At 40.7% G+C, this 23,646-nt stretch carries 18 protein-coding genes and 1 other annotated feature; of the genes, 2 read left to right on the top strand and 16 right to left on the bottom strand.

Translation table 11 applies throughout. The features are described 5' to 3' along the window. Positions 1–93: 93 nt before the first annotated feature. Positions 94–597 carry a transcription elongation factor GreA gene (greA, locus tag WAA20_RS01060; protein ID WP_022757367.1) on the bottom strand — a complete coding sequence of 168 codons (504 nt, stop codon included), beginning with the start codon at positions 595–597 and terminating at the stop codon, positions 94–96. Between the two features lie 537 nt (positions 598–1,134). Here greA and WAA20_RS01055 point away from each other — a divergent pair. Further along, positions 1,135–2,445: an SLC13 family permease gene (locus tag WAA20_RS01055; RefSeq protein WP_027217266.1), complete on the top strand. Its 1,311-nt coding sequence runs from the start codon at positions 1,135–1,137 to the stop codon at positions 2,443–2,445. Positions 2,446–2,538: 93 nt separating this feature from the next. On the opposite strand, the gene fba is transcribed toward WAA20_RS01055, so the two are convergent. From fba to WAA20_RS01025, 6 genes are all read right to left on the bottom strand, one after another. Continuing rightward, positions 2,539–3,477 carry a class II fructose-1,6-bisphosphate aldolase gene (fba, locus tag WAA20_RS01050; protein ID WP_073388730.1) on the bottom strand — a complete coding sequence of 313 codons (939 nt, stop codon included), beginning with the start codon at positions 3,475–3,477 and terminating at the stop codon, positions 2,539–2,541. 323 nt (positions 3,478–3,800) lie between these two features. Further along, positions 3,801–4,538: a 5'/3'-nucleotidase SurE gene (gene surE / locus WAA20_RS01045; RefSeq protein ID WP_073388728.1), complete on the bottom strand. Its 738-nt coding sequence runs from the start codon at positions 4,536–4,538 to the stop codon at positions 3,801–3,803. A gap of 99 nt (positions 4,539–4,637) precedes the next feature. Then, positions 4,638–6,725, bottom strand: coding sequence for a glycoside hydrolase family 13 protein (locus WAA20_RS01040; RefSeq protein WP_073388727.1), 2,088 nt, complete (start codon positions 6,723–6,725; stop codon positions 4,638–4,640). A 489-nt stretch (positions 6,726–7,214) separates the two neighbouring features. Then, positions 7,215–8,069: a carbohydrate ABC transporter permease gene (locus tag WAA20_RS01035; RefSeq protein WP_338802031.1), complete on the bottom strand. Its 855-nt coding sequence runs from the start codon at positions 8,067–8,069 to the stop codon at positions 7,215–7,217. 12 nt (positions 8,070–8,081) lie between these two features. Continuing rightward, on the bottom strand, positions 8,082–8,969 hold the full coding sequence (locus tag WAA20_RS01030; protein ID WP_073388723.1) for a carbohydrate ABC transporter permease: 888 nt from the start codon (positions 8,967–8,969) through the stop codon (positions 8,082–8,084). 133 nt (positions 8,970–9,102) lie between these two features. Continuing rightward, positions 9,103–10,488, bottom strand: a complete 1,386-nt coding sequence (locus WAA20_RS01025; RefSeq protein ID WP_073388722.1) for an extracellular solute-binding protein — start codon at positions 10,486–10,488, stop codon at positions 9,103–9,105. A gap of 313 nt (positions 10,489–10,801) precedes the next feature. Between WAA20_RS01025 and WAA20_RS01020 the strand changes: the two genes are divergently transcribed. Continuing rightward, complete coding sequence (locus tag WAA20_RS01020; RefSeq protein WP_073388720.1) at positions 10,802–11,707, top strand: AraC family transcriptional regulator; 906 nt, start codon at positions 10,802–10,804, stop codon at positions 11,705–11,707. Positions 11,708–12,169: 462 nt separating this feature from the next. Here the strand turns inward: WAA20_RS01020 and ftsH are convergent, their stop codons facing one another. The 9 genes from ftsH to proS all read right to left on the bottom strand — a co-directional run bounded on the left by ftsH (position 12,170) and on the right by proS (position 23,196). Continuing rightward, a complete protein-coding gene (ftsH, locus tag WAA20_RS01015; protein ID WP_073388719.1) occupies positions 12,170–14,053 on the bottom strand; it encodes an ATP-dependent zinc metalloprotease FtsH in 1,884 nt (627 codons plus the stop codon). 242 nt (positions 14,054–14,295) lie between these two features. Continuing rightward, positions 14,296–14,820: a hypoxanthine phosphoribosyltransferase gene (gene hpt / locus WAA20_RS01010; RefSeq protein WP_073388717.1), complete on the bottom strand. Its 525-nt coding sequence runs from the start codon at positions 14,818–14,820 to the stop codon at positions 14,296–14,298. A gap of 23 nt (positions 14,821–14,843) precedes the next feature. Next, a complete protein-coding gene (tilS, locus tag WAA20_RS01005) occupies positions 14,844–16,325 on the bottom strand; it encodes a tRNA lysidine(34) synthetase TilS (protein WP_167562736.1) in 1,482 nt (493 codons plus the stop codon). A 122-nt stretch (positions 16,326–16,447) separates the two neighbouring features. After that, positions 16,448–16,753: a septum formation initiator family protein gene (locus tag WAA20_RS01000; protein WP_073388714.1), complete on the bottom strand. Its 306-nt coding sequence runs from the start codon at positions 16,751–16,753 to the stop codon at positions 16,448–16,450. A 136-nt stretch (positions 16,754–16,889) separates the two neighbouring features. Further along, complete coding sequence (locus WAA20_RS00995) at positions 16,890–17,129, bottom strand: RNA-binding S4 domain-containing protein (protein WP_073388713.1); 240 nt, start codon at positions 17,127–17,129, stop codon at positions 16,890–16,892. Between the two features lie 151 nt (positions 17,130–17,280). After that, positions 17,281–17,559, bottom strand: a complete 279-nt coding sequence (locus tag WAA20_RS00990) for an HU family DNA-binding protein (protein ID WP_022753808.1) — start codon at positions 17,557–17,559, stop codon at positions 17,281–17,283. Positions 17,560–17,778: 219 nt separating this feature from the next. Further along, positions 17,779–20,139: a PEGA domain-containing protein gene (locus WAA20_RS00985; protein WP_073388711.1), complete on the bottom strand. Its 2,361-nt coding sequence runs from the start codon at positions 20,137–20,139 to the stop codon at positions 17,779–17,781. A gap of 110 nt (positions 20,140–20,249) precedes the next feature. Further along, on the bottom strand, positions 20,250–21,608 hold the full coding sequence (locus tag WAA20_RS00980; RefSeq protein ID WP_242951197.1) for a CCA tRNA nucleotidyltransferase: 1,359 nt from the start codon (positions 21,606–21,608) through the stop codon (positions 20,250–20,252). A gap of 151 nt (positions 21,609–21,759) precedes the next feature. Beyond that, positions 21,760–23,196 carry a proline--tRNA ligase gene (proS, locus tag WAA20_RS00975; RefSeq protein ID WP_073388761.1) on the bottom strand — a complete coding sequence of 479 codons (1,437 nt, stop codon included), beginning with the start codon at positions 23,194–23,196 and terminating at the stop codon, positions 21,760–21,762. 93 nt (positions 23,197–23,289) lie between these two features. Beyond that, positions 23,290–23,548 (bottom strand) — a binding site (T-box leader). Positions 23,549–23,646: the final 98 nt, after the last annotated feature.

Here is a 23,646-nt window from a genome sequence, read left to right as displayed (position 1 = left end):
ACCCTCGTACCAATAATTATTTTTGTGCATCACAAAAAGCCCCAAGAATTCTTCCCTTTGATCAAGTCCTCTAAACCTTGATCCTGTAACAGGTTAGAAATCCCTGAGCTTATCATCATCTGTAAGCTCGGTATTCTCAATCTTTTTGATTATCACGTCATAGTTATAATCCTTGCTTATAACTATATTGACGCGGTCTCCTACCTTATGTCCCATCAGGGCTTTACCAAGCGGAGATTCCACACTTATGGTTCCTTTAAGGGAGTCCGCTCTTATGGTAGTGACGATCTTATACACTTCCTCGACATCATCTTCCTCAACATAGACAGTTACAGTCTTGTTCATGCCTACCTGATCATCACTTGAGTCATCATCAATGATCTTGGCTGTCTTGATCATCCTTTCAAGAAAGCGTATGCGGCTCTCGTTCTGGTTCTTGGCCCTCTTGGCTGCATAGTACTCAAAGTTCTCGGACAGATCGCCCTGAGCCCTTGCCTCTTTGACATCCTCAAGAAGCTCTTTCCTTATATTGATCTTGCGGTTGTCAATTTCAGCCTGCATATCTTCTATGTCTTTTTTAGTCAGTTCGTTGTGCATATAAAAAACCTCACTTATAATTCCTGCTTATTCAATTTTATGATAAGAAAAAAACCATTTCAACAGGATAAAAAATACTTTAATAACTGAAAAACTAAAGAAATTTTAAACCACAGATCTTATGAGAAAATATCTGATATTGCTTGGATCATCATCTACAAACAGCCTGATATAGGGGATGTCATGGAATGCTGATTTTCTTGACGTTTTTGCAATAAATCTTTATTATATAGGGAGTAAAAGGGAGTAGCTGATCTATATATTGGCAAGGTATATAGATTTCCGGTATTCGTCAGCACAATGATCGGCAAAGGTCATTCGGAACCGGATATAACGCAGCAGACGTTTTTGTCATATCTTATGGCAAAAAAGACGGCAACTACTTATCTGCTGATATCCATGAAAAGCAAGACTTTTACCATGTTACTTTAGCTGATGGCACTTACCACCATGAATGTCATTTGCTTCCCGCTATATGCGGTCAACCACATGGCAAGGTCTTTTTTATTTTGCCAAAATCATCACAAAGGAGACAAAATGTTAACATCCAAAACCATCGCGATAGCACTTTTTGTACTTATGTATGTACTCATGGTGCTATTACCAAAGAAAAGAGCTGTTGTAGCACTTTCAACAGCGGCAATCTATGTAATCCTTACACTCATAGGAGTAGGCGGTGATCCTATCCTTCCAATCACTCAGGTACCCAGTGCTATCGACTGGAACATACTTATGATGCTGGTAGGAACCATGGTCATCGTAGACTATTTCATCGAATCCAAGATGCCCAATGTTATTGCTGAGTGGCTGCTTAGACTCGCACCCAACGTATTGTGGGTTACAATTCTCATGTCACTTTTCTCAGGTATCATCTCAGCTTTCATCGACAACGTAGCTACAGTACTTATGGTAGCTCCTGTTGGACTTGCTATCTGTAAGAAGCTGAACATATCTCCTGTATCCATGATCATCTGTATCGCAGTATCCTCAAACCTTCAGGGCGCTGCAACACTTGTTGGTGATACAACATCTATCATGCTTGCAGGCGCTGCCGGCATGAACTTCAATGACTTCTTCGTATTCCATGGAAGAGCCGGTATCTTCTTTGCTGTAGAGCTTGGTGCTCTTCTTACTGTTCCGATCATGATGATCCTCTTCCACAAGGACAAAGAGCCTGTTACATCAACAGAGCATACAGTTGTAACTGACTATGTTCCAACTATCACAATGCTGGGACATGTGGTACTTCTTATCATCGCATCCTTCATTCCTGAAGAGATGAAGCCTGAGACAACTAATGGTATCATCTGTCTTGTATGCGGCGTCCTCACTGTAGTATGGGAGATTGCCAAGCAGAAGAGCACAGATGGAATGTGGCACTCACTTAAGGCTATGGACTGGGATACAATGCTCCTTCTTACAGGTCTGTTCTGCGTTATAGCTGGTATCACCAATGTTGGTGTTATCGACGATCTTGCAACTATGATCTCCAAGGCAGGTAGCAGCAATGTATTCATTTTGTATTCAATTGTAGTATGGGGTTCTGTTCTTATCTCTGCTTTCATAGACAACATACCTTACGTTGCAACTATGCTCCCTATCCTGGGCTCTGTTGCAGCAACACTTAATATAGATGCTAACTTCCTGTATTTCGGTCTCCTTATAGGAGCAACCCTTGGCGGTAACATCACTCCTATCGGAGCCTCTGCCAATATCGCAGGTGTTGGTATGCTTAGAAAAGAAGGTTATGAGGTTAAGTTCAGAGACTTCTTCAAGATCGGTATTCCATTTACACTTACAGCTGTTATAACAGGTTATCTCTTCGTATGGCTTGTTTGGAAACCATGATAAAAGAATAATAGCTAAAGCAAAAGACCTCGGGATCAATCCGTTTGGAAAGATTCCGAGGTCTTATTTTTTATGTTTTAACCAATTATGTCATCAGATTGTATTCTCAGAACCAAGAACGTTCTTGATCTTGTGAGCTACGATATCCTTAACATACTTACGTCCATCGCCAATATACTGACGAGGATCGAAGTGATCAGGATTTGCTACGAAGTGCTCTCTGATACCTGCTGTCATACCAAGACGAAGGTCAGAGTCGATGTTGATCTTGCATACAGCGCCTCTTGCAGCTTCACGAAGCTGATCTTCCGGAACACCGATAGCATCTTTTAACTTGCCGCCGTGCTCGTTGATGATCTTAACATATTCCTGAGGAACAGAGCTTGATCCGTGAAGAACGATAGGGAATCCGGGAAGTCTTCTTGAAACTTCTGCAAGGATATCAAGACGAAGCTTAGGATTTGTTCCAGGTTTGAACTTGTATGCACCATGGCTTGTTCCGATAGCGATAGCAAGTGAATCAACGCCTGTCTTGTTAACGAATTCTTCTACCTGATCAGGATCTGTGAACATAGCCTTATCAGCATCTACTGATACAGCATCTTCAATACCTGCCAAAGTTCCAAGCTCGGCTTCTACTACTACGCCATGCTCGTGAGCGTACTCAGCAACTTTTCTTGACTCTTCAATGTTCTCTTCAAAAGAATGGCTTGAATAGTCGATCATAACTGATGTAAATCCGTTATCGATACAATCCTTACATGTTGCAAAATCTGCACCATGATCAAGATGAAGAACCATAGGAACTTCAGGATGAATCTCATTAGCAGCCTCTACCAGCTTTACAAGGTATACAGAGTTAGCATACTTTCTTGCACCCTGTGATGCCTGAAGGATTACAGGGCTCTTAAGCTCTGCTGCTGCGTCAGTGATAGCCTGAACGATTTCCATGTTGTTGATGTTGAAAGCACCAATAGCGTATCCGCCATTATAAGCTTTCTTGAACATTTCGGTTGATGTAACCAGTGCCATAGTAATACCACCTTTCTTAAATTTTGTCCTTTGGATTAGTCAGGAAAAAAGAACTCCTTCCCCCCATTGAAATAGTAAACGAATAATAGTGACTATCCTCCCGATTCCAACTTGTTTAGTATCGAATAATAGCAACTTTATATGTTTACTACCGTTATTAACAACGAATTAATTATATCGCAAAATAAAAAAAGTTACATATCAAATGTATGTAACTTTTTTACTATTATTGCCTTTTAGCGCCATTTTATTCTATATTAAAATGAAAAAATATCTCAATGCCAAAGCTTTCCTGAGGATGGTTGCAGATTATTGAATCCTCTTTATCTTAATACAGTATTTCGTATTGTTCCAATTGATATATATCCATCTATGACAGCCTGCATATCACTGCCTTCCTCAGCCTTTTCAATTGGTATAGTCTTAAGAAGAACTTCTTTCTCGCCGTCAGCATTTTCTTCAAGAACATACTGATCATCCCAGAACGCGCTCTGGGCAGGAAATCTGTCATACAAAACGCCTTTGTACTCATCAAGGCTGCATGAAGGGAAATTAACATTCCATGCAAGACCTTTTTCAAGAGGCTTTGCGATCAGTTCACTAAGTATATCTTCTATATACTTTTCTGCTACATCAGTATGGCACTCATGCTCATCAGTAAAATAGTTCTGTGAAAAGCAGATAGCAGGAACTTCGTATAAAAGAGCCTCCATGGCAGCACCAACTGTTGCAGAATACTGAATATCAAAGCCGCAGTTAGCTCCCTTGTTAACACCCGAAAGTACAAGATCAGGCTTTTCACCTTCTTTAAAAAGTCCAAGGTATGAAGCTCTTACGCAGTCTGCAGGTGTTCCTGCAAAAGCATAAGCATCAACTCCTGGCACGCCGAATTCATGCTTTCTTATAGTCATCTTATCGCGAAGGGTGATATGGTGTGACATTGCACTGCACTGCTCTTCCGGTGCAATAACTATCACTTCTCCAAACTTTTTTGCAGTTTTTGCAAGAAGCTGTATGCCTTCTGCATTTATTCCATCATCATTAGTAACAAGTATTTTCATGAATATATCCTCATACAACACACTTGACTAATGACCAGACAGCATAACTATAGTGCTACAGAAGCAAATATAAGAAGCAAAGTTAATTACTCTTCATTATCACTTTGATAATCTCAGTATTACAGAAGAATACTCTTTAAGTGTTATATTCAAGTCTCTTCCACTAGTATGGTACTTTACACTGTCTACATCAAAGCCTGCTTCATCCGTTAATATAAGTCTTTCAAAGCTGCAATCTGTAGGCACTCCCAAAGGTCTTAAGTCAAGCGCTATTTCTTTTTCTCTATTATTATTATTTAAGATTATGACAGATACGGCATCTGCTGTAAACCTTCCGTAGGTGAGGATGCCTTTGACCTTATGCTCTCCAAGCGGGATGAGTGCACCATCGGTAAATTCAGGATATTTTTTATGTATATCAATAATAGTCTTATGGAACTCGATAAGCTCCTTATCCTCATGTCCCCAAGGATAGGTTCTTCTGTTATCAGGATCTGTAAATCCGCAAACTCCAGCTTCGTCGCCGTAGTAGAGAGTCGGAGCTCCCGGCCATGTCATCTGGATAACAGTAGCTTCTTTGTATATCCCTTTGTTGGTGCCCTTATCAGCAGCCTTAGGGCCTGCCGGATCAGAAGATCTTCCGGGCTTCATATTGGTTCTTGTCATGAATCTTGAGTGATCATGGTTATCAAGCTGGTTCATAGAAGTGTACATGGAAAAGTTACCAAAGTTCTCTCCAATAGCCTTCTTCATTGACTTCCAGAAAAGAGCTGTATTATTAAGTCGTTCTTTTTTGAACTCATCCGAATGCTTCTCTTCGCCTGTAAGGAACCATGTAACAGGCTCCATGAAGGCATCGTAGTTCATGATAGTATCCCATTCATTACCTTCAAGCCAGTTTCTTGAAGAACCATAATTTTCTGCAAGAATGATCGCATTAGGATTAGCATCTCTTACTGCATTTCTAAAACGCTGCCAGAATTCGTGGTTGAAACTTTCCGAATGTCCAAGATCTGTTGCAACGTCAAGTCTCCAGCCATCAGCATTAAAGGGCGCAGAAACCCACTTTCTTGCAAGTCGTAAGACATATTCCTGAAGTGTTTTGGAACCCTCAAAATTAAGTTTTGGAAGGGTGTCATATCCCCACCATCCGTCATAGGAATTATTCTGCGGCCATTTCTTTTTCTTAAAATCAAACCACTTATGGTATGGGCTGTCTTCTGATTCATAAGCTCCGCCGCCGTATATAAGTTCTCTGTCGAGCCACTTGTTAAAAGAACCGCAGTGGTTAAATACGCCGTCGATTATGACCTTCATATTCCTTTTGTGGGCTTCATCAACAAGCTCTGCAAAAAGAAGATCTCCTGCTTCAAGATTTTTTATATTTGTAACTCTGTTTACGAATTTTGTAGCTTCTCTATTATCAGTAACATCTTCTTCAAGAAGTTTACCTTCATCTTCTACGATTCTGCCAAAGTGTGGATCAATATGATCATAGTCCATGGTATCGTACTTATGGCTTGAAGGAGATGCAAAGATCGGATTAAGATAAAGTACATCTATTCCAAGATCATGCAGATAATCAAGCTTATCTATAACGCCCTGAAGGTCTCCACCATAGAATTCCTTATAGCTTTCTGAAGGATGAGGATACTTGTCCCAATCATCTACATGAACAGTATGGCCGCCATTATAGTGATACTCATTTGTAAGAACATCATTGGACTTATCGCCATTGCAGAACCTGTCCACGAATATCTGATACATTACAGCACCTCTAGCCCATCCCGGAACATGAGCCCCTGGGAAAAGACGAAATGCCATATGGTTATCAGCTGAAGGCTTTCTTAAGTACGCGCCTCTGAAATCATAAAATACAACGTGCGCATCTTCCTTATCACCATTTACTTCAATCTTAAACGCGTAAGAAAACGGCTTATCACCAAGTTTTACTGTCACTTCATAAAAATCAAATATATCGCCAGCTCCGCTAAATCCTCTCTCTGATGCCTTGTCCGCACCCATAAGACTCATAGGATACTCATATTCCTCTGTATAAAGAAATACTGTAGCAGCCTGACCTTTGCCAACTCTAAAATATATAGTTACATCACTAAAAATATCCTGTTCTTCAGGACTTACAAACTGACCGGAAATATCATGAAATAACAGTTTTGAATCAAACAAAGCGTTTCCTCCTTTGTTGTTTTCGCATTTTTTCGTATATTGTCATTATAGCATACGCCTCCCCAAAAACGCCACCGTTTTCCATCAAAAATAATCCGTCTTTTTAATCAGATTCAAAGCCGGTATAATTCAGTTTCATCGCACTTCTCGATCAACTTAGCACTAAAAATCCCTGCCATCGAAGCAGGGATGATTAATGCACCGCATTTTTCGTACATTTTCGTACAATTCCTAAAACTTTCAGATTCCTGAGGGTAGCAACCTATAAATGATTTTCGGGTCTTTGAAAAATATATTAAATTCAAGAGCTTGATAGATGGAATGAGATATTCTGTTTGGGATTTATTGTCTGAGCGAAGCGAGTTTATAAATCCCAGAATATATCATTCCAGATATCATGCCTTGAATTTTATATATTTTTCATGACCCGAAAATCATTTATAGGCTGCCACCCTCAGGAATCGGCACAACCCAGCTATTACGTACGTCTTATCCCTTTACCGCACCTGCCGTAAGTCCTTCTACGATCTGGTTACTGAAGATACTGTAGACAACGATAGTAGGAATAACTGCGATAACAATAGCTGCAAACATCTGTACATAGTTTGTTGCGTATGGTCCTACGAAATATGTAAGAGTTACAGGAAGTGTCTTTTTCTCAGGATCAGAAATGAATACCATTGCAACAAGCAGTTCGTTCCAGGTATTAACGAAGCTCATCATTCCAGTTACAAATATACCTGTCTTGGAAAGAGGAAGTGCTATTGAGAAAAATGTCTTGTAAATTGAACATCCGTCAATACATGCTGCTTCGAAAAGCTCACCCGGCATACTTCTAAAGAAGCCAACAAGGATGAATATTGTCATCGGAAGAGCAAATGTAATATATGGAATAACGATTCCGATAAGGCTGTTTGTAAATCTGATCTCAAAAAGAGGAGTAGTAATCTTCATTTTTGAAAACATCACAAACAGAGGAATGAGTACGCAGTGTACAGGAACCATCATACCTATCATAAAGTATGTAAGTGTTGCTCCTGAAAGCTTAAATCTCATTCTTGCAATTCCAAACGCAGCCATTGCTCCAAGAAGAAGGCTTATTGCAAGTGTAAACACACATACAAATACTGAGTTCCAAAGAGCTACTCCAAGTTTACCTTTGGTCCATGCAAAAATATAGTTACCTAGCTGCCAAACCTGTGGTACCCCAAACGGATTAGAAAATACTTCCGCATTGGTCTTAAATGATACAAGCACAATCCATACAAGCGGGGCTACATATAAAACAGCTATAAGTGTCAACACAATATATATGATGACCTTAGATATGGTTATCTTTTTCATAGTAATGCCCCCTTAGTTTTCAAAATCTTTAACACTGATACATCTGTTTATGATTAATGTCACGAGCAGGCACATAATAAGAAGGATTATGGATATAGCACTTGCGTATCCGTATTTAAAATATGAAAAGCCTTCAAAATACAGCCATGTTGCCATTGTCTGTGTCTTATTATTAGGACCACCCTGTGTCATGTTATATACAAGATCAAAGAATTTGAGAGATCCGATACATGTAAGTGAAATTGTAGTTCTTGCCATTGGCTTAAGAAGCGGAAGCGTTACATGCCAGAATGTCTTTGTCTTACCTGCGCCATCAATATACGCTGCTTCAAGAAGGCTCTTGTCTATCCCGGCAATTCCTGCCATATAGAGCATCATTGTAGTACCAACATAAATCCAGAGAGCAACAACGCCGATTACCCACATGGTAAGCGGAATGTATCCGTTAACTGACATAAGCCAGTTAGGTCCCTGTATTCCAAATATTGCAAGAAGCTGATTAAGACCCATATTAGGTTTCAAAATAAAGCTGAACAAAAGACCCAGCGCTGCCGACGAAAGAACGCATGGAAGATATATTATGTTCTTATAAACATTCTTACCATAACGAAGTCCTGAAAGAATAGCAGCAAGTATAAGACCGATTATCTGCTGAGTAACCAGCGAAAAGATCATAAAGAAAATTGAATTCTTAAGAGACGTTAAAAATACATCGTCCTTTGTGAAAAGAGCTTTGAAGTTCTTTAAGCCAATGAATTTGGGCTTACTAAGTGCATTCCAATCACAAAGGGAAATATAGCCGGCATATAATATTGGTCCAAACAAAACCAATGTAAAAAGAAGTGCTGCCGGTAATATAAAGAACAGGATAGCTTTTTTATCCCTAAGTGCTTTATTCATAGCATTCCCCCATATTCTTATATAGAGAAACACGGAGATATCCGTTTATAGGGAATATCCCCGTGCTTCTAAGTTATCTAGCCAATTTACCATAATTTTGAATCAAAGATCCAAAATTACAAGAATTCCGACTTTACTGCCAAGCATTCTCTTTATAGAAGTCTTCTATATTCTGCAAGCCTTCTTCGATAGTCTCATCTCCCATTACGATTGAAACCATGTTGTTATCGAATGTATCGCCTGCTTCTACAGATACTAATGACTCATTGTAGAATCCGATTGTTCCTGTAAGGTTTGCAAGAAGATCTGAAACATAACCAAACTGCTTAGGAGCCTTGGATGTATCAACTTCAACCTTAGTTACAGGGATCTTACCAGCCTGCTCAGCTGTAGCTTTCTGTGCTGTCTCGTCTGTGAGCATCTTAAGGAATGCAACACATGCTTCAGGATGCTCAGTTGTAGCTGACATAAGGACGTTGTCTGTCTTAACGATCATATCGCCGATGCTGCCATCTACACTAGGGAATGAGAATACGCCGCACTTATCTTCGATAGTCGCAGAGTTACCATTCATCTGAGCAATGCACCATGAACCCTGGATAAGGATAGCTGCTTCTTCATTATAGAAGTGAGCTGTAGCGTCATCATTGGAATCTCCAAGATATGTATCCTGGAAGAATTTGCTTATAGCAACGAGGTCTTCACAACCCTTTACGCAGTTCTCATCTGTCCAGTGAGCTGTTCCTGCATTAAGAGCTTCTGTGTCAACGCCTTCTCTGTTCATGCAGTAACCAGCGATCATTGAAAGACACCATGCTGTTGAAGCTGAACATGTAAGAGGTGTGTATCCTGCATCTTTAAGCTTCTGGCAAGCATCAAGGAAGCCTTCCATATCTGAAGGAACTTCTGAGATCCCTGCAGCTTCGAACATCTCTGTGTTATAGAAACAGCAAGCTGCTGCAAAGTTTGTAGGAATACCATAGATGTCGCTGCCATATGTTACTCTGTCGAACATACCGCCGGCAAAAGAATCTCTCCACTCAGGATCAGCATCAAGATACTGGTTAAGAGGCTGAACAACGCCTGCGTCTACATATACGTCTGCGTTTGGTCCAGGGTTACAGATGAGAAGGTCAGGTGTATCACCTGCAGCGATCAACGCATTAACTTTAGAGTCATACTCTTCAAGGTTAGTTGTAATAACGTTTACATGGTAACCATTGTCTTCAGCATTGAAGCGCTCAACTGTCTGTGCATACAACTGAGTCATCTGGTCTGTACTAGCTTCAAGATCATCCCAGAATACCCAGGTAATCTCTTCTTCATCAGCAGAAGCTGTACTTGTGTCTGTAGTTTCTGTCTTGTTCTCAGTAGAACCTGTTGTATCAGTTCCTGTCTCTGTGCCTGCACCATCTGTTGATGGAGTAGTCTCACCAGTATCGGTAGAAACTGAACATCCAGTAAGAGCTGCTGCTACCATTGATACTGACAGCAGGATTGATAATGCCTTGCTTTTCATAATAACCCTCCTTATCTTTTTGCATCAGTTCAGTACTGATGCCCCCTCATTAACATTTACAACCTTAGATTATCAATATTACATATATTCATCTTTACAATGATTGCTATTTAATTACTAATAATTGCTATTCTTCTTCTCATAATATTGATAATCGTTAAGGCAAATGTTATATTTATGATGCTTTAAAGGTCGTAATGACTAATGTTTTGAAAGTTTTTCGAAAATCTCAGTCATATTGACTAAAACCAACGTGCAATTATTAGTAATTTTTAATTAGGAAAAAGTTAAATTAATATAGGGAGGAGTAAATATGATAGAGAATCTTAACGGGTTACATGAGACCGTTAACTATGCGTCTACAGGCAGTGTCAGACTCTATGAGAATGACGACTTTGAAGCATACCCTTCTCACTGGCATCTTCCAATAGAGATCATTATGCCAATTCAGAACAATTACAAAGTCGAGAGTTGTGGACATGTTTTTGATATAGCCGAGGACGAAATGATATTCATATGCCCCGGTGTAATACATTCCATGCCAGCTCTTCCCGGTAAAAGGCTCATCTTCCAGATCGATATATCCATGCTTCAGGCCATAAGCGGTTTCGATCATGTAGTATCACTTATATATCCTGTATATGTGATCAACCGTTCTAACTGCGCATGCTACGATCAGTTCCATTCACTTTTCAGAAAGATGTGCGAAAGTTATACCAATGCAGGGCTTATGGCAGAGCCTGAAATATATACAAATATGGCTCAGATGCTCCTTCTTCTTGGAAAGAACTATCATCAGATAAATAATTCACTTGCAGATACTAGTATTAAAAAACAAAGGGAATACGCTGAACAGATCAACAGAATATGTGATTACTTAAAGATCCACTATGCAGAGGACATAAGTCTTGAGTCTGCTTCAAAGATCGCCGGTTTTAGTAAATACCACTTCTCAAGAGTATTTAAGCAGCTCACTGGTGTAACATTCTACAGATATATAAATCAGGTTCGTATCCAGAAAGCTAAGCTCTTCCTTATGGATTCTGATTCTACTATTACCAATATAGCCATCAACTGCGGATTTAGTAGTATGTCATCCTTTATAAGGATGTTCAGGATCATCACAGGATATACTCCTACCAAGTTCAGGAGTCTTTATGACAGCAACTTTAAAACGTCCAAAGAAGAACCAGAACAATACGAACAACTTAATGCCTAGTAATCGAGTAGGCTGACACCTACTCGTTTTCGCACACGAACAGCAAATGAATTTGTATGCAAGCATCCATTCGCTTGCCGGTCTTGTGCATCAAAAAAGGAAAGCAATCGGCGCTTTCCTTTTTTATTGCTATTTTTAGGCAGCAAAAAAGACAGCTTTAGGGGTTGCTGTCTTTTTTAGAGAAGGTATTTCTTTCTTATGGGGTATAGCAAAAAACTATATAATATTGGGGGGTTACGAGTATTATAATAGCATCCGTCCCCCATACTCACAATGAACAGGTTCAACAAAATTGCCAAAGAGGCATGGGGTTTTTTGGTCATTTTTTCAGGCATTTCGTGTAAACGCTTACATCTCTTGTGATTATCACCAATTATCCTAAAAAACCCCCGAAAATCTGCATTTCGGCAGACCTCCGGGGATTTCAGTTTCTTGATTTTTATAATTTTGTAAGCGAAATTTTTATGTAAGTGAAAATACCGGCTTAGAAAGATCAATAGAAGACTCGTTTCTGTTAAAAAGTGCCTCGAATTCTTCTCTTCCAATCTTTTCTTTCTCAATAAGAAGATTAGCTGACTTATGAAGTACGTCCTGATTGTCCATAATGATCTGCTTAGCCTTCTTGTAGCATTCATCAATGATAGACTTAACTTCTCTGTCAATCTCTCCGCTCATAAGTTCTGAGTGGCTCTTTCTGTGGCCTATATCATAACCGATGAATACGTCATCTTCATTCTCGTCATAGTTGATAACACCGATATTAGATGACATACCATACTTGGTTACCATATTTCTTGCCATATTGGTAGCTTTCTGAATATCATTGGAAGCTCCTGTTGTTATATCATCGAAGACGATCTCTTCTGCGATACGTCCACCAAGGTCAACCATGATCTCTTCAAGCATCTTAGTCTTTGTAAGGAACATTTCATCCTTTTCAGGAAGTGGCATTGTATAACCTGCTGCACCTGCACCTGTAGGAATAACTGATACTGTGTATACAGGGCCCACGTGAGGAAGCACATGAAAAAGAATTGCATGACCGGACTCGTGATAAGCTGTGATCTTCTTTTCCTCAGGAGAAATAAGATGGCTCTTCTTCTCAGTTCCGATACCAACCTGAACAAATGCCTTCTTGATATCTTCCTGGAGAATGTATGGACGCTTGTCCATTGCAGCATTGATTGCAGCTTCATTGAGAAGGTTCTCAAGATCTGCACCTGTAAATCCAGCTGTTGTCTGAGCGATCTGGCTAAGATCCACGTCATCTCCAAGAGGCTTGTTCTTGGCATGTACATTAAGGATCTCTTCACGACCTCTTATATCAGGACGGCCAACAGTTATCTTTCTGTCAAAACGTCCCGGACGAAGGATAGCAGGATCAAGGATATCAACACGGTTGGTTGCCGCCATAACAATGATTCCTTCATTGACGCCGAAACCATCCATCTCTACAAGGAGCTGGTTAAGAGTCTGCTCACGTTCATCGTGACCTCCTCCCATACCGGTTCCTCTACGTCTTGCTACCGCATCTATCTCATCGATAAAGATGATACATGGGCTGTTCTTCTTGGCCTCTTCAAAAAGGTCACGCACACGGGATGCACCAACGCCGACGAACATCTCTACGAAATCAGAACCTGAAATGGAGAAGAACGGAACACCGGCTTCTCCTGCAACAGCTCTTGCAAGAAGTGTCTTACCTGTACCGGGAGCACCTTCAAGAAGTACGCCCTTAGGAATACGCGCTCCGACTTTAGTGAACTGGTCAGGATTCTTAAGGAACTCAATGATCTCTGCAAGCTGCTCTTTCTCTTCCTGAAGACCTGCAACATCATCAAGCTTGACCTTGTTGTCATCACCAACAGTCATCCTTGCTCTGCTTCTTCCAAAGTTAAGCATTCTGTTGTTGGTGGCGCTTCCTGATGACTGGGATCCATTCATCATGGACAGGAACATTACAAATATGATCACTACGACCAGTATCGGCAATGCCCAGTTAAAGAGCCAGCTGTCATCAGACACATCCCTGACTTCAGCATCAACGCCATATTCATTAAGCAGTTTTCTTACCTCTGTAACATTAGTAACATACAGAGTCTCGGTATTCTTAGTTCCATCTTTGAATTCAATGTTTACAGCACCAGTAGCATTATCGCCATTAGGAAGGATCACAGCGCTCTTTATATCACCTTCCGCCAGATCCGTCTGGAGTTTCCCGATAGTGTATGCCTGTGCGTCTGCCGTACGATTGCTGTCTCCGAAAAACTCAAGGACAACCAACAGCAGTAGCAGAACTATGATAAATCCGAAGATCGTTCCAAAACTTCTTCTGCGATTTTCCACTACTTCCTCCTTTATCTATCATCCGCTTTCTGCGGAATTGAACTTTTTTCATATTTCTGTAGATTTGAATTACAGGATGTAATTTGCACCTGTTCAGAAGTACATGGATGTACTTCTAGGTGCCTGAATTACAGGATGTAATTCGTACCTGTTTAGAAGTACATGGATGTACTTCTAGGTGCCTGAATTACAGGATGTAATTCGTACCTGTTTAGAAGTACATGGATGTACTTCTAGGTACTTTAATCAAACTCTACAACTCCGATATAAGGAAGGTTACGATATCTCTGATCATAATCAAGACCATAACCTACAACGAACTCATCCGGAATAACAAATCCTGTATAATCAACCTTGATATCTGTAACACGACGATCAGGCTTATCAAGAAGAGTTGTAAGCTTGATGCTGGACGGACCTCTGTCTCCAAGCATCTTCATAAGATAGCTGAGTGTACGTCCTGAATCTACGATATCTTCAACAATAAGAACGTCTTTATCCTTAAGAGGCTCATCAAGATCCTTAACGATCTTTACAACGCCGCTTGACTTAGTGGATGAACCATAGCTTGATGCGCTCATGAAATCAAGAGTTACCGGAACTGTGATTCGCTTGGCAAGCTCTGTCATATAAAAGCTTCCACCCTTAAGAACACAAATAAGATGTACTGTCTTGCCTGCATAATCTTTGCTGATCTGTTCACCGAGTTCTCTGATCCTCTTATCAACTTCCTCTTCAGTGAACATAACTCTAACTCTTTCTGCCATTACTGTTACTACCTCATTCCTTTTTAATTTACTGATAACGCATCTATTTCAAGGATGTGTTTTGTATTTTCTGAAATCTCATAAGCACAGCTCGACCGATGACCTATGGCCCACATAATGTTGTCGCCATCTGCCAAAAGTACTACACTGTTTCTGGATTTTTCAGGGATTTTTGCATCTGTCATAAACTTCTTAAGGCTCTTCTTATGACCCTGTCTGTCTACAACGATATAATCGCCCGGTTTACGAAAGCGAAAAGTCGGGCACGATAGTATTTTATCATAATCGAACCATTTAGTATATGGCAAGCGGGGAACCTTTGAAATAAAATCTTGTGCTTTGCCATCGGGTATTTCGTACAGTCGTGCGCGATAATCTGTTCCATTATAAGAAAAAAAACTTTCATTTTTTATTCTCATATCATCGCAAGAAGGAGCTTCTTCTGCCTTATCTGACTGGAATTCAAGAACATATTCATCGCCATTATCATCACGATCTTCAGTTTCATCGTTTTCATCAAGGATCACGATCTTAAGATCATCATAAGCTCTCAAAACACGGATCCCGTAAGGAAGGTGAAGCTCTTCACTTCCGCTTTTATTCATGCAAAGCTTGTCTATAGCTTCAATATGAGTTCCTGTTATATCCTTGCGCATGCTTGTAACAAGGTTAAGTAGCTCCATAATGATGTATTTACGGATTATATAGGGCTCTGTCCTTAACTCTTTAAGGTCAATGACAGGAGGCCTTTTGCTTTCAGATAAATCGATCTTCCTGTCTTTAAGCCATTTTCCAGCCTGCATTTCCATATATTCCTGAGCATAAGAAAGCTCATTAGCAGCGCTTGATATATGAAGGAGAGTTTCTGAATTGATCTCTTTTTCCAGATAAGGAAGGACATGGTGACGAATCCTGTTCCTTGTATGCTCATCTTCAAGATTGGTCGCATCTGTCATAAATGATATATTATTTTCTTTAAGATATACCTCAATATCCTCACGACTTGTAAGAAGGAGGGGTCTTATGATCCTGTCTCTTACTGCCCTGATCCCTGAAAGACCTCGAAGACCGCTCCCTCTTGCGAGGTTCATGATAAAGGTCTCAGCCTGATCGTTCATATTGTGGGCTATTGCAAGCTTAGAAGCTCCGATCTCATCCATCTTTTTGTAAAAAAGATCGTACCTTGCAAATCTTCCTGCTTCTTCCTCTCCAACGGACATCTCTTTGGACAAGGCAGGCACATCCACTTCCTCTATGAAACAGGGAATATTGTGCTGACTGCACAAATTCCTGACAAAATCAGCATCACAGGATGCCTCCTGCCTGATGCCGTGATTAACATGAAGGACTGAAAGCTTAAAATCAAGCTCCTTCATAAGTGAATGCAGCAAAATAAAAAGGCATACCGAATCAGCCCCGCCGGAAACCCCTGCGAGAACGTGGTCGCCTTTTTCTATCATATTCTCTTTCCTTATGTACTCAAGAACGCTCTGCCTTAAATTCATATCACTTAAACAATCCCTGTACATTGAAATGCATCCATGCATTTCAATACATGTACCAATTACATCCTGTAGTCCCTTAACGTAAACAGTGCAAACTCCCGAAAACCCAGAAGTTTGCACCCCTAATTCGATTTTTTTTCAAAAATAATCTCGCCGGGATAAACAAGTCCCAGCTTCTGTCTTGCTATATCTTCTATATATTTACGCGTTTGCGTCTCTTTTACGAACTCATCGATCTCGGTGCTTCTTAGCTCCTCTTTTGCCATCTCACTCTGAAGCTGTTCTATCCTTGTCTCATTCTCACGGACCTGCCTCAGTAAGTCTATACTCCTGACTGACACTACAAAAGTAAGTAACAGCACCACAATCGCAGCAAGGAGGATACCAAAGCGGTTCTCCCTGCGTCTTGTTCTATATCTTGCTTTCATATAGAACTCCTCTCTGCGGTCTGGATTATATTCTAAATTACATGGTAAAGATCAATTTCTGAAACAATATAGACAATTAGCTATATTAATCTTACCACCTCAGGAGTTTCGGCGCAACGACGTTTTGTTATCAATATTAAATATATTTGTATAATTCTCCTGCATTTTCCTTGTGTACAGTTTCCTGAACATCAAGTACTTCTACATTTACGTCCTTGTTACCAAACTGAATCGTAAGGTGGTCTCCAACCTTAACCTCTGTACCTGCCTTGGCCGGTCTTCCGTTGATCTGAACACGGCCTGCATCACAGGCTTCATTTGCAACACTTCTTCTTTTAATAAGGCGTGATACCTTTAAATACTTATCAAGTCTCATACTTAAACCCCGTATCCGGAAATGATCCGGAACTTTTACAAAAGCCTGCAGAGTTAAATCTCCGCAGGCCTCAAACTCGTGTATTAACACTTGTCGCTGATATTAGAAATGGTATATTGACCAATTCTATAAAAACAATTCAATTAGTGAATTATTTCTTGTTTACAGCGTCCTTAAGTGCCTTACCAGCTTTGAACTTAGGAGCAACTGATGCTGCGATCTTCATTGTAGCACCTGTCTGAGGATTTCTGCCCTGTCTTGCTGCTCTCTTAGCAACTTCGAATGTACCGAAGCCTACAAGCTGAACCTTACCCTTTTTCTTAAGCTCTGCTGTAACTGCGTCTGTGAATGCCTTAAGAGCCTTCTCAGCGTCCTTCTTTGATAATCCTGCATCTTCTGCAATTGCTGCTACTAATTCTGTCTTGTTCATTAGGAAATTCCTCCTGTAAGTATATTGCGCTTTATAGCGCCGCTTTATAGCACCGCTAAAATAGCGCTTTTGTGTACCAGCTCTGTGTGGTATATATTTACTTATATACGTTTTTGCAAAAGTTGTCAAGGAAAACCCTTATTTTAAGCCATTTTTTAGACCTTTCGTTCCAATTTGCTCCTAGTTTACTGCGTTTAAGTAGCTTCGTTTTTTCGATTTTTAGTCAGAATCTGGATTTGCGTCGTTTTCATTATCAGCAGTACTATTATCAGGATTTTCCGGTGCTGCTTCACCTCCTCCAGACTCCTCACCTCCAGTATCATTGCCGTTTTCAGCGTTTTGATCACCCTGGTTTGTATCGCCTGATTCTTCGCCTGCGTTTCCATTTTCTGTTGTTCCGCCGGCATTTGATGATGCACTTGTTGAATCATCACTTCCCGTATCGCCGCTTTGAGATCCGGAACCAGAATTATCATCAGGATCCTGACCTTCGTCACCTGTCCTTTCACCTGTAGTATCAGAATCAGATGCATCCGAAGAAGAGCCTGTCGACGCTTCTTCTGAAGAATCCGTTGACGCAGTGCTGGCGCTATCAGATGAGTCACCGCTTCCAGGATCATCTTCGCCCGAAGATTCTTTTTCCTGCCTGTCAGCATAATAGTGGGAATCTACGCCGTCGTAATTACTTACGTTTATCTCTTCTTCTATAGTCTTGTAGTCTTCAAGCTCAAGCTTTATGGTAGACGGGCCGTCGCACTGAGAATCCGGAACCTTGGTAAAGCTTACCGGATTACCATCTTCTATAACGCCTATGGATTCTCCATCAATATAAACTTCTGTCCCGTCAAGTGCATATACATCAACATTTCTTTCAAGAGCCGGGAATTCGTATACCTTGTCTTTCTTATTCCCGTCAATATATACGGAATAACTTTTTGTGACATATCCGTCTCTAGTGAGGGTTATGGTATGGCTTCCCTTAACCTTATCAAAGGAACACGGAACACTTCCCACCTCTTCTCCGTCAACATAGAGGGTCGAGCCGTAAGGAGCATCAACATATACTCCATAGCCTTCTATCTTGGTTCCGTCAGGTTCTTCCGTGCTGGCCGTACTTGCAGCTGCAGCAGGATCTACTTTCAGTTCCTCAAAAGCATACTCTTTATCTTTTTTCTCAGAATCTATACTAATGGTATAGTCCTTGGTCAGATAACCTTCCTTCTTAAGTCTTATTACATGATCACCTGTTATCTTGGTAAAAGAGCATGGAGTTATTCCAATGTAGGTGCCGTCATCATCCTTTTTGTTCTTATCAGGATCAAGATAGACTTCTACTCCCTTGGGGGCTGTGATCCTTACATAATATCCGCTTATAAGGGTTCCGGGCTTAACTGTCGCAGCTGTTGTAGCTGCTGTCGGTGTCTTGGTCTTAGTCTTGGATTTACCTGTAGAACTGTTATTGCTGTTATTTGTTTCTTTGCTGCTATCATTGGCAGAATCATTAGATGGTGTATTATCGATTGAGGCCGCCGTCGTGCTTGTATCTTCTTCCTTCTTATAATCCTCATCAACAGGAAGAGTGATCTCAACTTCTGCCTTGGATGAACCTACATGAAGATACTCTGAGCAGGGAAGATATCCTTCCGCCGTAGCTTCTATCTTGTGGGTTCCATATGTAAGTTCAATAGGCCATGCAGGATTTATTTCCTCGCCGTCTACATAAAGGCGCGCCTCAGCCGGTACTACAGTAAATGTAACAAGGCCATAATTATATTCAATCTCTATCTGGCTTGTATCTACTATAGTCTCTTTATCGCGGTCTACTGTGATCGTAGTCTCATAATCAACTCCTTTTCCCGTAAGATAGAGCTGATATGTGCCTTCAGGAACGCTTACAAGCATTCCGTCAGTAACACGGTAAACATTTCTTTCACCGATCTCAAGATAAGCTCCTGATATACTTTCATCACCTATCATGCTGGAAGAAAGAGATACATAGCCGTGTCCCTGTTTTACTTCCACACAGTATATCTCTGTGCCTACGCCCGAGACTTTAATACTGTCACCCGGAAGTACGTCTGCAATTCGCCCTGCCTTACCATCTATCAGAACCAGTGATCTGTCTGTAATATGATAATAACTTGTACCGATCTGCGCCGTTTCAGGTCCAGCCTGAAGGTCATAACCATAAGACCTTTCTATACTAAAGGCATCAGCACTTATATCAAGAGTATTAAGGTGCCTTGAACCTGACAAAAAGGTGATATCAGCTATTTCTCCAACTTCAAGGAGTGCAGCCGACAGCGCCCTTCCATATTCACTATAAATAAAAGTGGTATTGTCATAAGAAAGCGTGTAGTCACGCCCTGTATCGATATTTCGGAAGGTAATTGTCTTACCCTCCGTATCAACTGATTTGATGATGGCAAGATCCGATGAATCGTACTTGCCAACCAAAGAGACTGTATTAACAGTCTGAGCATATGAAACCGTCTGGCCTATAAAACCAGCTGGAAAAAAAGCTATAGCCACAGCTAAAGTAATAACAACAGTGAAAGTTTTTCTGAAGAAATTACGCATATCCATCTCCCCTTTATATATAACCCTTTGGTTTAACGGCATATTACAATTTCGAAAACAGACATTCCATGTCATTAATATATCGGCTATTATTATCTGTGTCTTAAGGCTTAAATCTCAGGTTTATTATAGTTCTTTAAATGCCTGATCAGATATTCTTTGTCATTATGATTAGGGTGCCTTAAAACATCCATAAGCATATTGTTAAGAATTGTTCCTATTTCCTTACCCGGAGTAACTCCTAGTGAAAGAAGGTCCTTACCTCCAACTGCAAGTTCTTTTAAAGACAGACAGTCTTTTCTTTCAAGGATTTCATGGCCAATTTTTTCAAGAAGCTTAAGTCGTCTTTCTTTTTCTTCACGCTCGAAAGTACTCTGAGCCAGCATATCAGCTCTTTTTACCTTAAGAAGGTCCTCAAAATTATCCGGTCCTACATAGTAAAGAGTTCTGCGAACATTTACATCATTAGGCTCATCCTTCATGAAGATATCATGGCATCTTACAAGATTACGCACAGCATTGGTTGTTGCATTATCGAACTTAAGCCTTCTCATGATCTCTTCAACCATCATTGAACCTTCAAACGCATGGCCCTTAAAATGGTCTCCGTACTCATCCGTAGTCTTACATTTGGGCTTTGCTATATCATGCAGGATCATAGTGAGCCTTAAAACCTTATCAGCAGGAACCTCCATTACAGAATGGATCATATGCTCGCCAACTGTATAGCAGTGGTGCTCAGTGTTTTGCTCACATTCCATACACTCATCAAACTCCGGCAAAAAAACTTTCGTAATGCCAAGTTTATAAGCATCCCTGATAACTTCAGGATGCGCAGATGTCATCATCTTGATAAATTCTGTCTGTATACGCTCTGCACTGATATTGGAAAGTGTAGGTGCAAGCTCCCCTGCCGCTTTGGCAGTTTCAGGATCTATAGTATAACCAAGCTGACCAGAAAATCTTACTGCTCTTAAAATACGAAGAGCATCCTCTTCAAATCTTTTAACAGGATCTCCTACACATCTTATAATTTTATTTTCAAGGTCACTGATTCCATCAAATTCATCAACAAGGCCTTCTTTATCGTTGTAGGCCATTGCATTTATAGTAAAATCTCGTCTCTTAAGATCCTCTATCAGACTTCTTGTAAATGTAACTTCCTTTGGGTGTCTGTGATCTTCATAAACACCGTCAAGGCGGTAAGTAGTTACTTCATAGCCTTCCTTACCCTTCATTATAGTCACGGTACCGTGCTTAATACCTGTATCAATGGTACGTTTAAAAAGCTTTTTTACTTCCTGGGGAAGGGCACTTGTAGTGATATCCCAGTCTCCGGGCACTCTGCCAAGGATACTGTCACGAACGCATCCGCCTACAATGTAAGCTTCGTATCCGGCTTCATGTAATGTGTTTAATATTTCTGCTGCCGCACTGGGCATTTCAATTTTTATATCTTCTATACGCATGTTATTACTCCTACGCATATTGTACCAAATCGTTTAAAAATAGACAAAAAAGGGCGCCGCACCAAGGTGTGACGCCCACAGTAAGTTTCTTTTGGCAGACGACGCAAAGCAATAAGCTTTCTGTCATCTCAAAAAACGCTTAATAACAATATCAATAAGCTCTGCCCCAGTAAACCATCTTAGTTGCAGGTTTTCCGCAGATCACGCACTTATCTGAGATGTTCTCCTGCTCGAAAGGTATACAACGGCTTGTAACATTGTAATCTTCCTTGATCTTGTCTTCACATTCGCGGCATCCGCACCACATAGCCTTAACAAAGCCCTTTGTCTCCTTGAAGTTCTCAGCAAACTCGTCTTTGTCATGTGCAACATATGTATGTGCTTCAAGATGAGCCTTAGCGCGGTTGTACATATCCTTCTGGATTGTCTCAAGAAGCTCTCCAACCTTTGAAGGAACTTCATCAATAGCGCACTCGTATTTCTCACGTGTATCACGTCTTACAAGAACGCACTTACCAGCTTCCATATCCTTAGGTCCGATCTCAACACGGATCGGGATACCATGCATTTCCTGTTCAGCGAACTTGAATCCAGGGCTTCTGTCTGTAAGATCGATAGATGCTCTGAAGTCGTTAAGGCTTTCATAGATCTTCTGTGCACAGTCAAGAACGCCTTCCTTCTTCTGCTGGATCGGAATTACAACTACCTGAGTAGGAGCAATCTTAGGAGGCATTACAAGGCCTTCGTTATCACCGTGAACCATGATCATAGCGCCAATAGTTCTTGTTGTAAGCCCCCATGATGTCTGGAATACGTAGTGAGGCTTATTGTCTTTACCCTGATACTGAATCTCAAATGCCTTAGCAAAACCATCACCAAAGTTGTGAGATGTAGCTGACTGAAGAGCACGGCAGTCATGCATAAGAGCTTCTACTGTGTATGTATGCTCAGCACCTGCAAACTTCTCTTTTTCTGTCTTCTGACCCTTGATAACAGGGATAGCCATATCGTTCTCTAAGAAGTCAGCATATACATTGAGCATCTGAACTGTACGCTCTTCTGCCTCTTCAAGAGTAGCATGAGCTGTGTGGCCTTCCTGCCATAAGAACTCACGTGAACGAAGGAAAGGACGTGTCTCCTTCTCCCATCTGACTACTGAACACCACTGGTTGAGAACCTGTGGAAGATCCTTGTAGGAGTGGATCTCTCCCTTATAATAATCGCAGAATAATGTCTCTGATGTAGGACGAACACAGTAACGCTCTGCAAGTGGCTCAAGTCCACCATGAGTTACCCATGCAACTTCAGGAGCGAAGCCCTCTACGTGATCCTTCTCCTTCTGAAGAAGTGATTCAGGAATGAACATTGGTAAATAAACATTTTTTACCCCTGTCTTTTTGAACCTCTCATCAAGATGCTTCTGGATAAGCTCCCAGATTGCATAACCTGAAGGCTTAATAACCATGCAGCCCTTGATATTAGAGTAGCTGATAAGACCTGCTTTGATACACACATCTGTGTACCACTGTGTGAAATCCTCATCCATGGATGTGATCTCAGATACCATTTTCTTCTTTTCGTTTGCCATAGTATTCTCCTTATTTGTACCCAGGACCAAGGCCTTTTCATTACATCCGGCAATAATATGCATAAAAAAACCTTCAGTCCATGTTTAATTAAAAACAGGGACCAAAGGTTATAAATTCATCTTCGGCGGTACCACCCTATTTAAATCTGCTTTTAGAAAAAGAAAAACAGATTTCTCTCAACTATCCCTTAACGCGGGAAACGCTATGCTTACGTCATAACACGTTTATATTATAACTTTCACATAGAACTCCAAGGCAGGTTCACGGACATCTCTGTAAAGACTTCGCACCAGATAAGTCTTCTCTCTGGGACAGGACAGTTCCATTACTATTCCTCTTCAACGTTACGTTTGATTGTAATCAATTCATAATTTATTGTCAAGGGTACCTAGAAATACATCCATGTATTTCTATACAGGTACTAGATACATCCTGTATCCGGGCACATA

The sequence above is a fragment of the Butyrivibrio fibrisolvens genome, from assembly GCF_037113525.1.
In the GTDB taxonomy this organism is placed as follows: Bacteria; Bacillota; Clostridia; order Lachnospirales; family Lachnospiraceae; genus Butyrivibrio; species Butyrivibrio fibrisolvens.
The sequence above is the reverse complement of the archived record's forward strand: the minus strand, read 5'-3'. Positions and strand labels throughout refer to the sequence as shown.

Bases quoted from the DNA above. Each gene is read 5' to 3' on its own strand.
- greA (WP_022757367.1), bottom strand. From the start codon at position 597: ATGCACAACGAACTGACTAAAAAAGACATAGAAGATATGCAGGCTGAA.
- WAA20_RS01055 (WP_027217266.1), top strand. From the start codon at position 1,135: ATGTTAACATCCAAAACCATCGCGATAGCACTTTTTGTACTTATGTAT.
- fba (WP_073388730.1), bottom strand. From the start codon at position 3,477: ATGGCACTGGTTACATCAACCGAAATGTTCAAGAAAGCTTATAATGGC.
- surE (WP_073388728.1), bottom strand. From the start codon at position 4,538: ATGAAAATACTTGTTACTAATGATGATGGAATAAATGCAGAAGGCATA.
- WAA20_RS01035 (WP_338802031.1), bottom strand. From the start codon at position 8,069: ATGAAAAAGATAACCATATCTAAGGTCATCATATATATTGTGTTGACA.
- WAA20_RS01030 (WP_073388723.1), bottom strand. From the start codon at position 8,969: ATGAATAAAGCACTTAGGGATAAAAAAGCTATCCTGTTCTTTATATTA.
- WAA20_RS01025 (WP_073388722.1), bottom strand. From the start codon at position 10,488: ATGAAAAGCAAGGCATTATCAATCCTGCTGTCAGTATCAATGGTAGCA.
- WAA20_RS01020 (WP_073388720.1), top strand. From the start codon at position 10,802: ATGATAGAGAATCTTAACGGGTTACATGAGACCGTTAACTATGCGTCT.
- hpt (WP_073388717.1), bottom strand. From the start codon at position 14,820: ATGGCAGAAAGAGTTAGAGTTATGTTCACTGAAGAGGAAGTTGATAAG.
- tilS (WP_167562736.1), bottom strand. From the start codon at position 16,325: ATGAATTTAAGGCAGAGCGTTCTTGAGTACATAAGGAAAGAGAATATG.
- WAA20_RS01000 (WP_073388714.1), bottom strand. From the start codon at position 16,753: ATGAAAGCAAGATATAGAACAAGACGCAGGGAGAACCGCTTTGGTATC.
- WAA20_RS00995 (WP_073388713.1), bottom strand. From the start codon at position 17,129: ATGAGACTTGATAAGTATTTAAAGGTATCACGCCTTATTAAAAGAAGA.
- WAA20_RS00990 (WP_022753808.1), bottom strand. From the start codon at position 17,559: ATGAACAAGACAGAATTAGTAGCAGCAATTGCAGAAGATGCAGGATTA.
- WAA20_RS00985 (WP_073388711.1), bottom strand. From the start codon at position 20,139: ATGCGTAATTTCTTCAGAAAAACTTTCACTGTTGTTATTACTTTAGCT.
- WAA20_RS00980 (WP_242951197.1), bottom strand. From the start codon at position 21,608: ATGCGTATAGAAGATATAAAAATTGAAATGCCCAGTGCGGCAGCAGAA.
- proS (WP_073388761.1), bottom strand. From the start codon at position 23,196: ATGGCAAACGAAAAGAAGAAAATGGTATCTGAGATCACATCCATGGAT.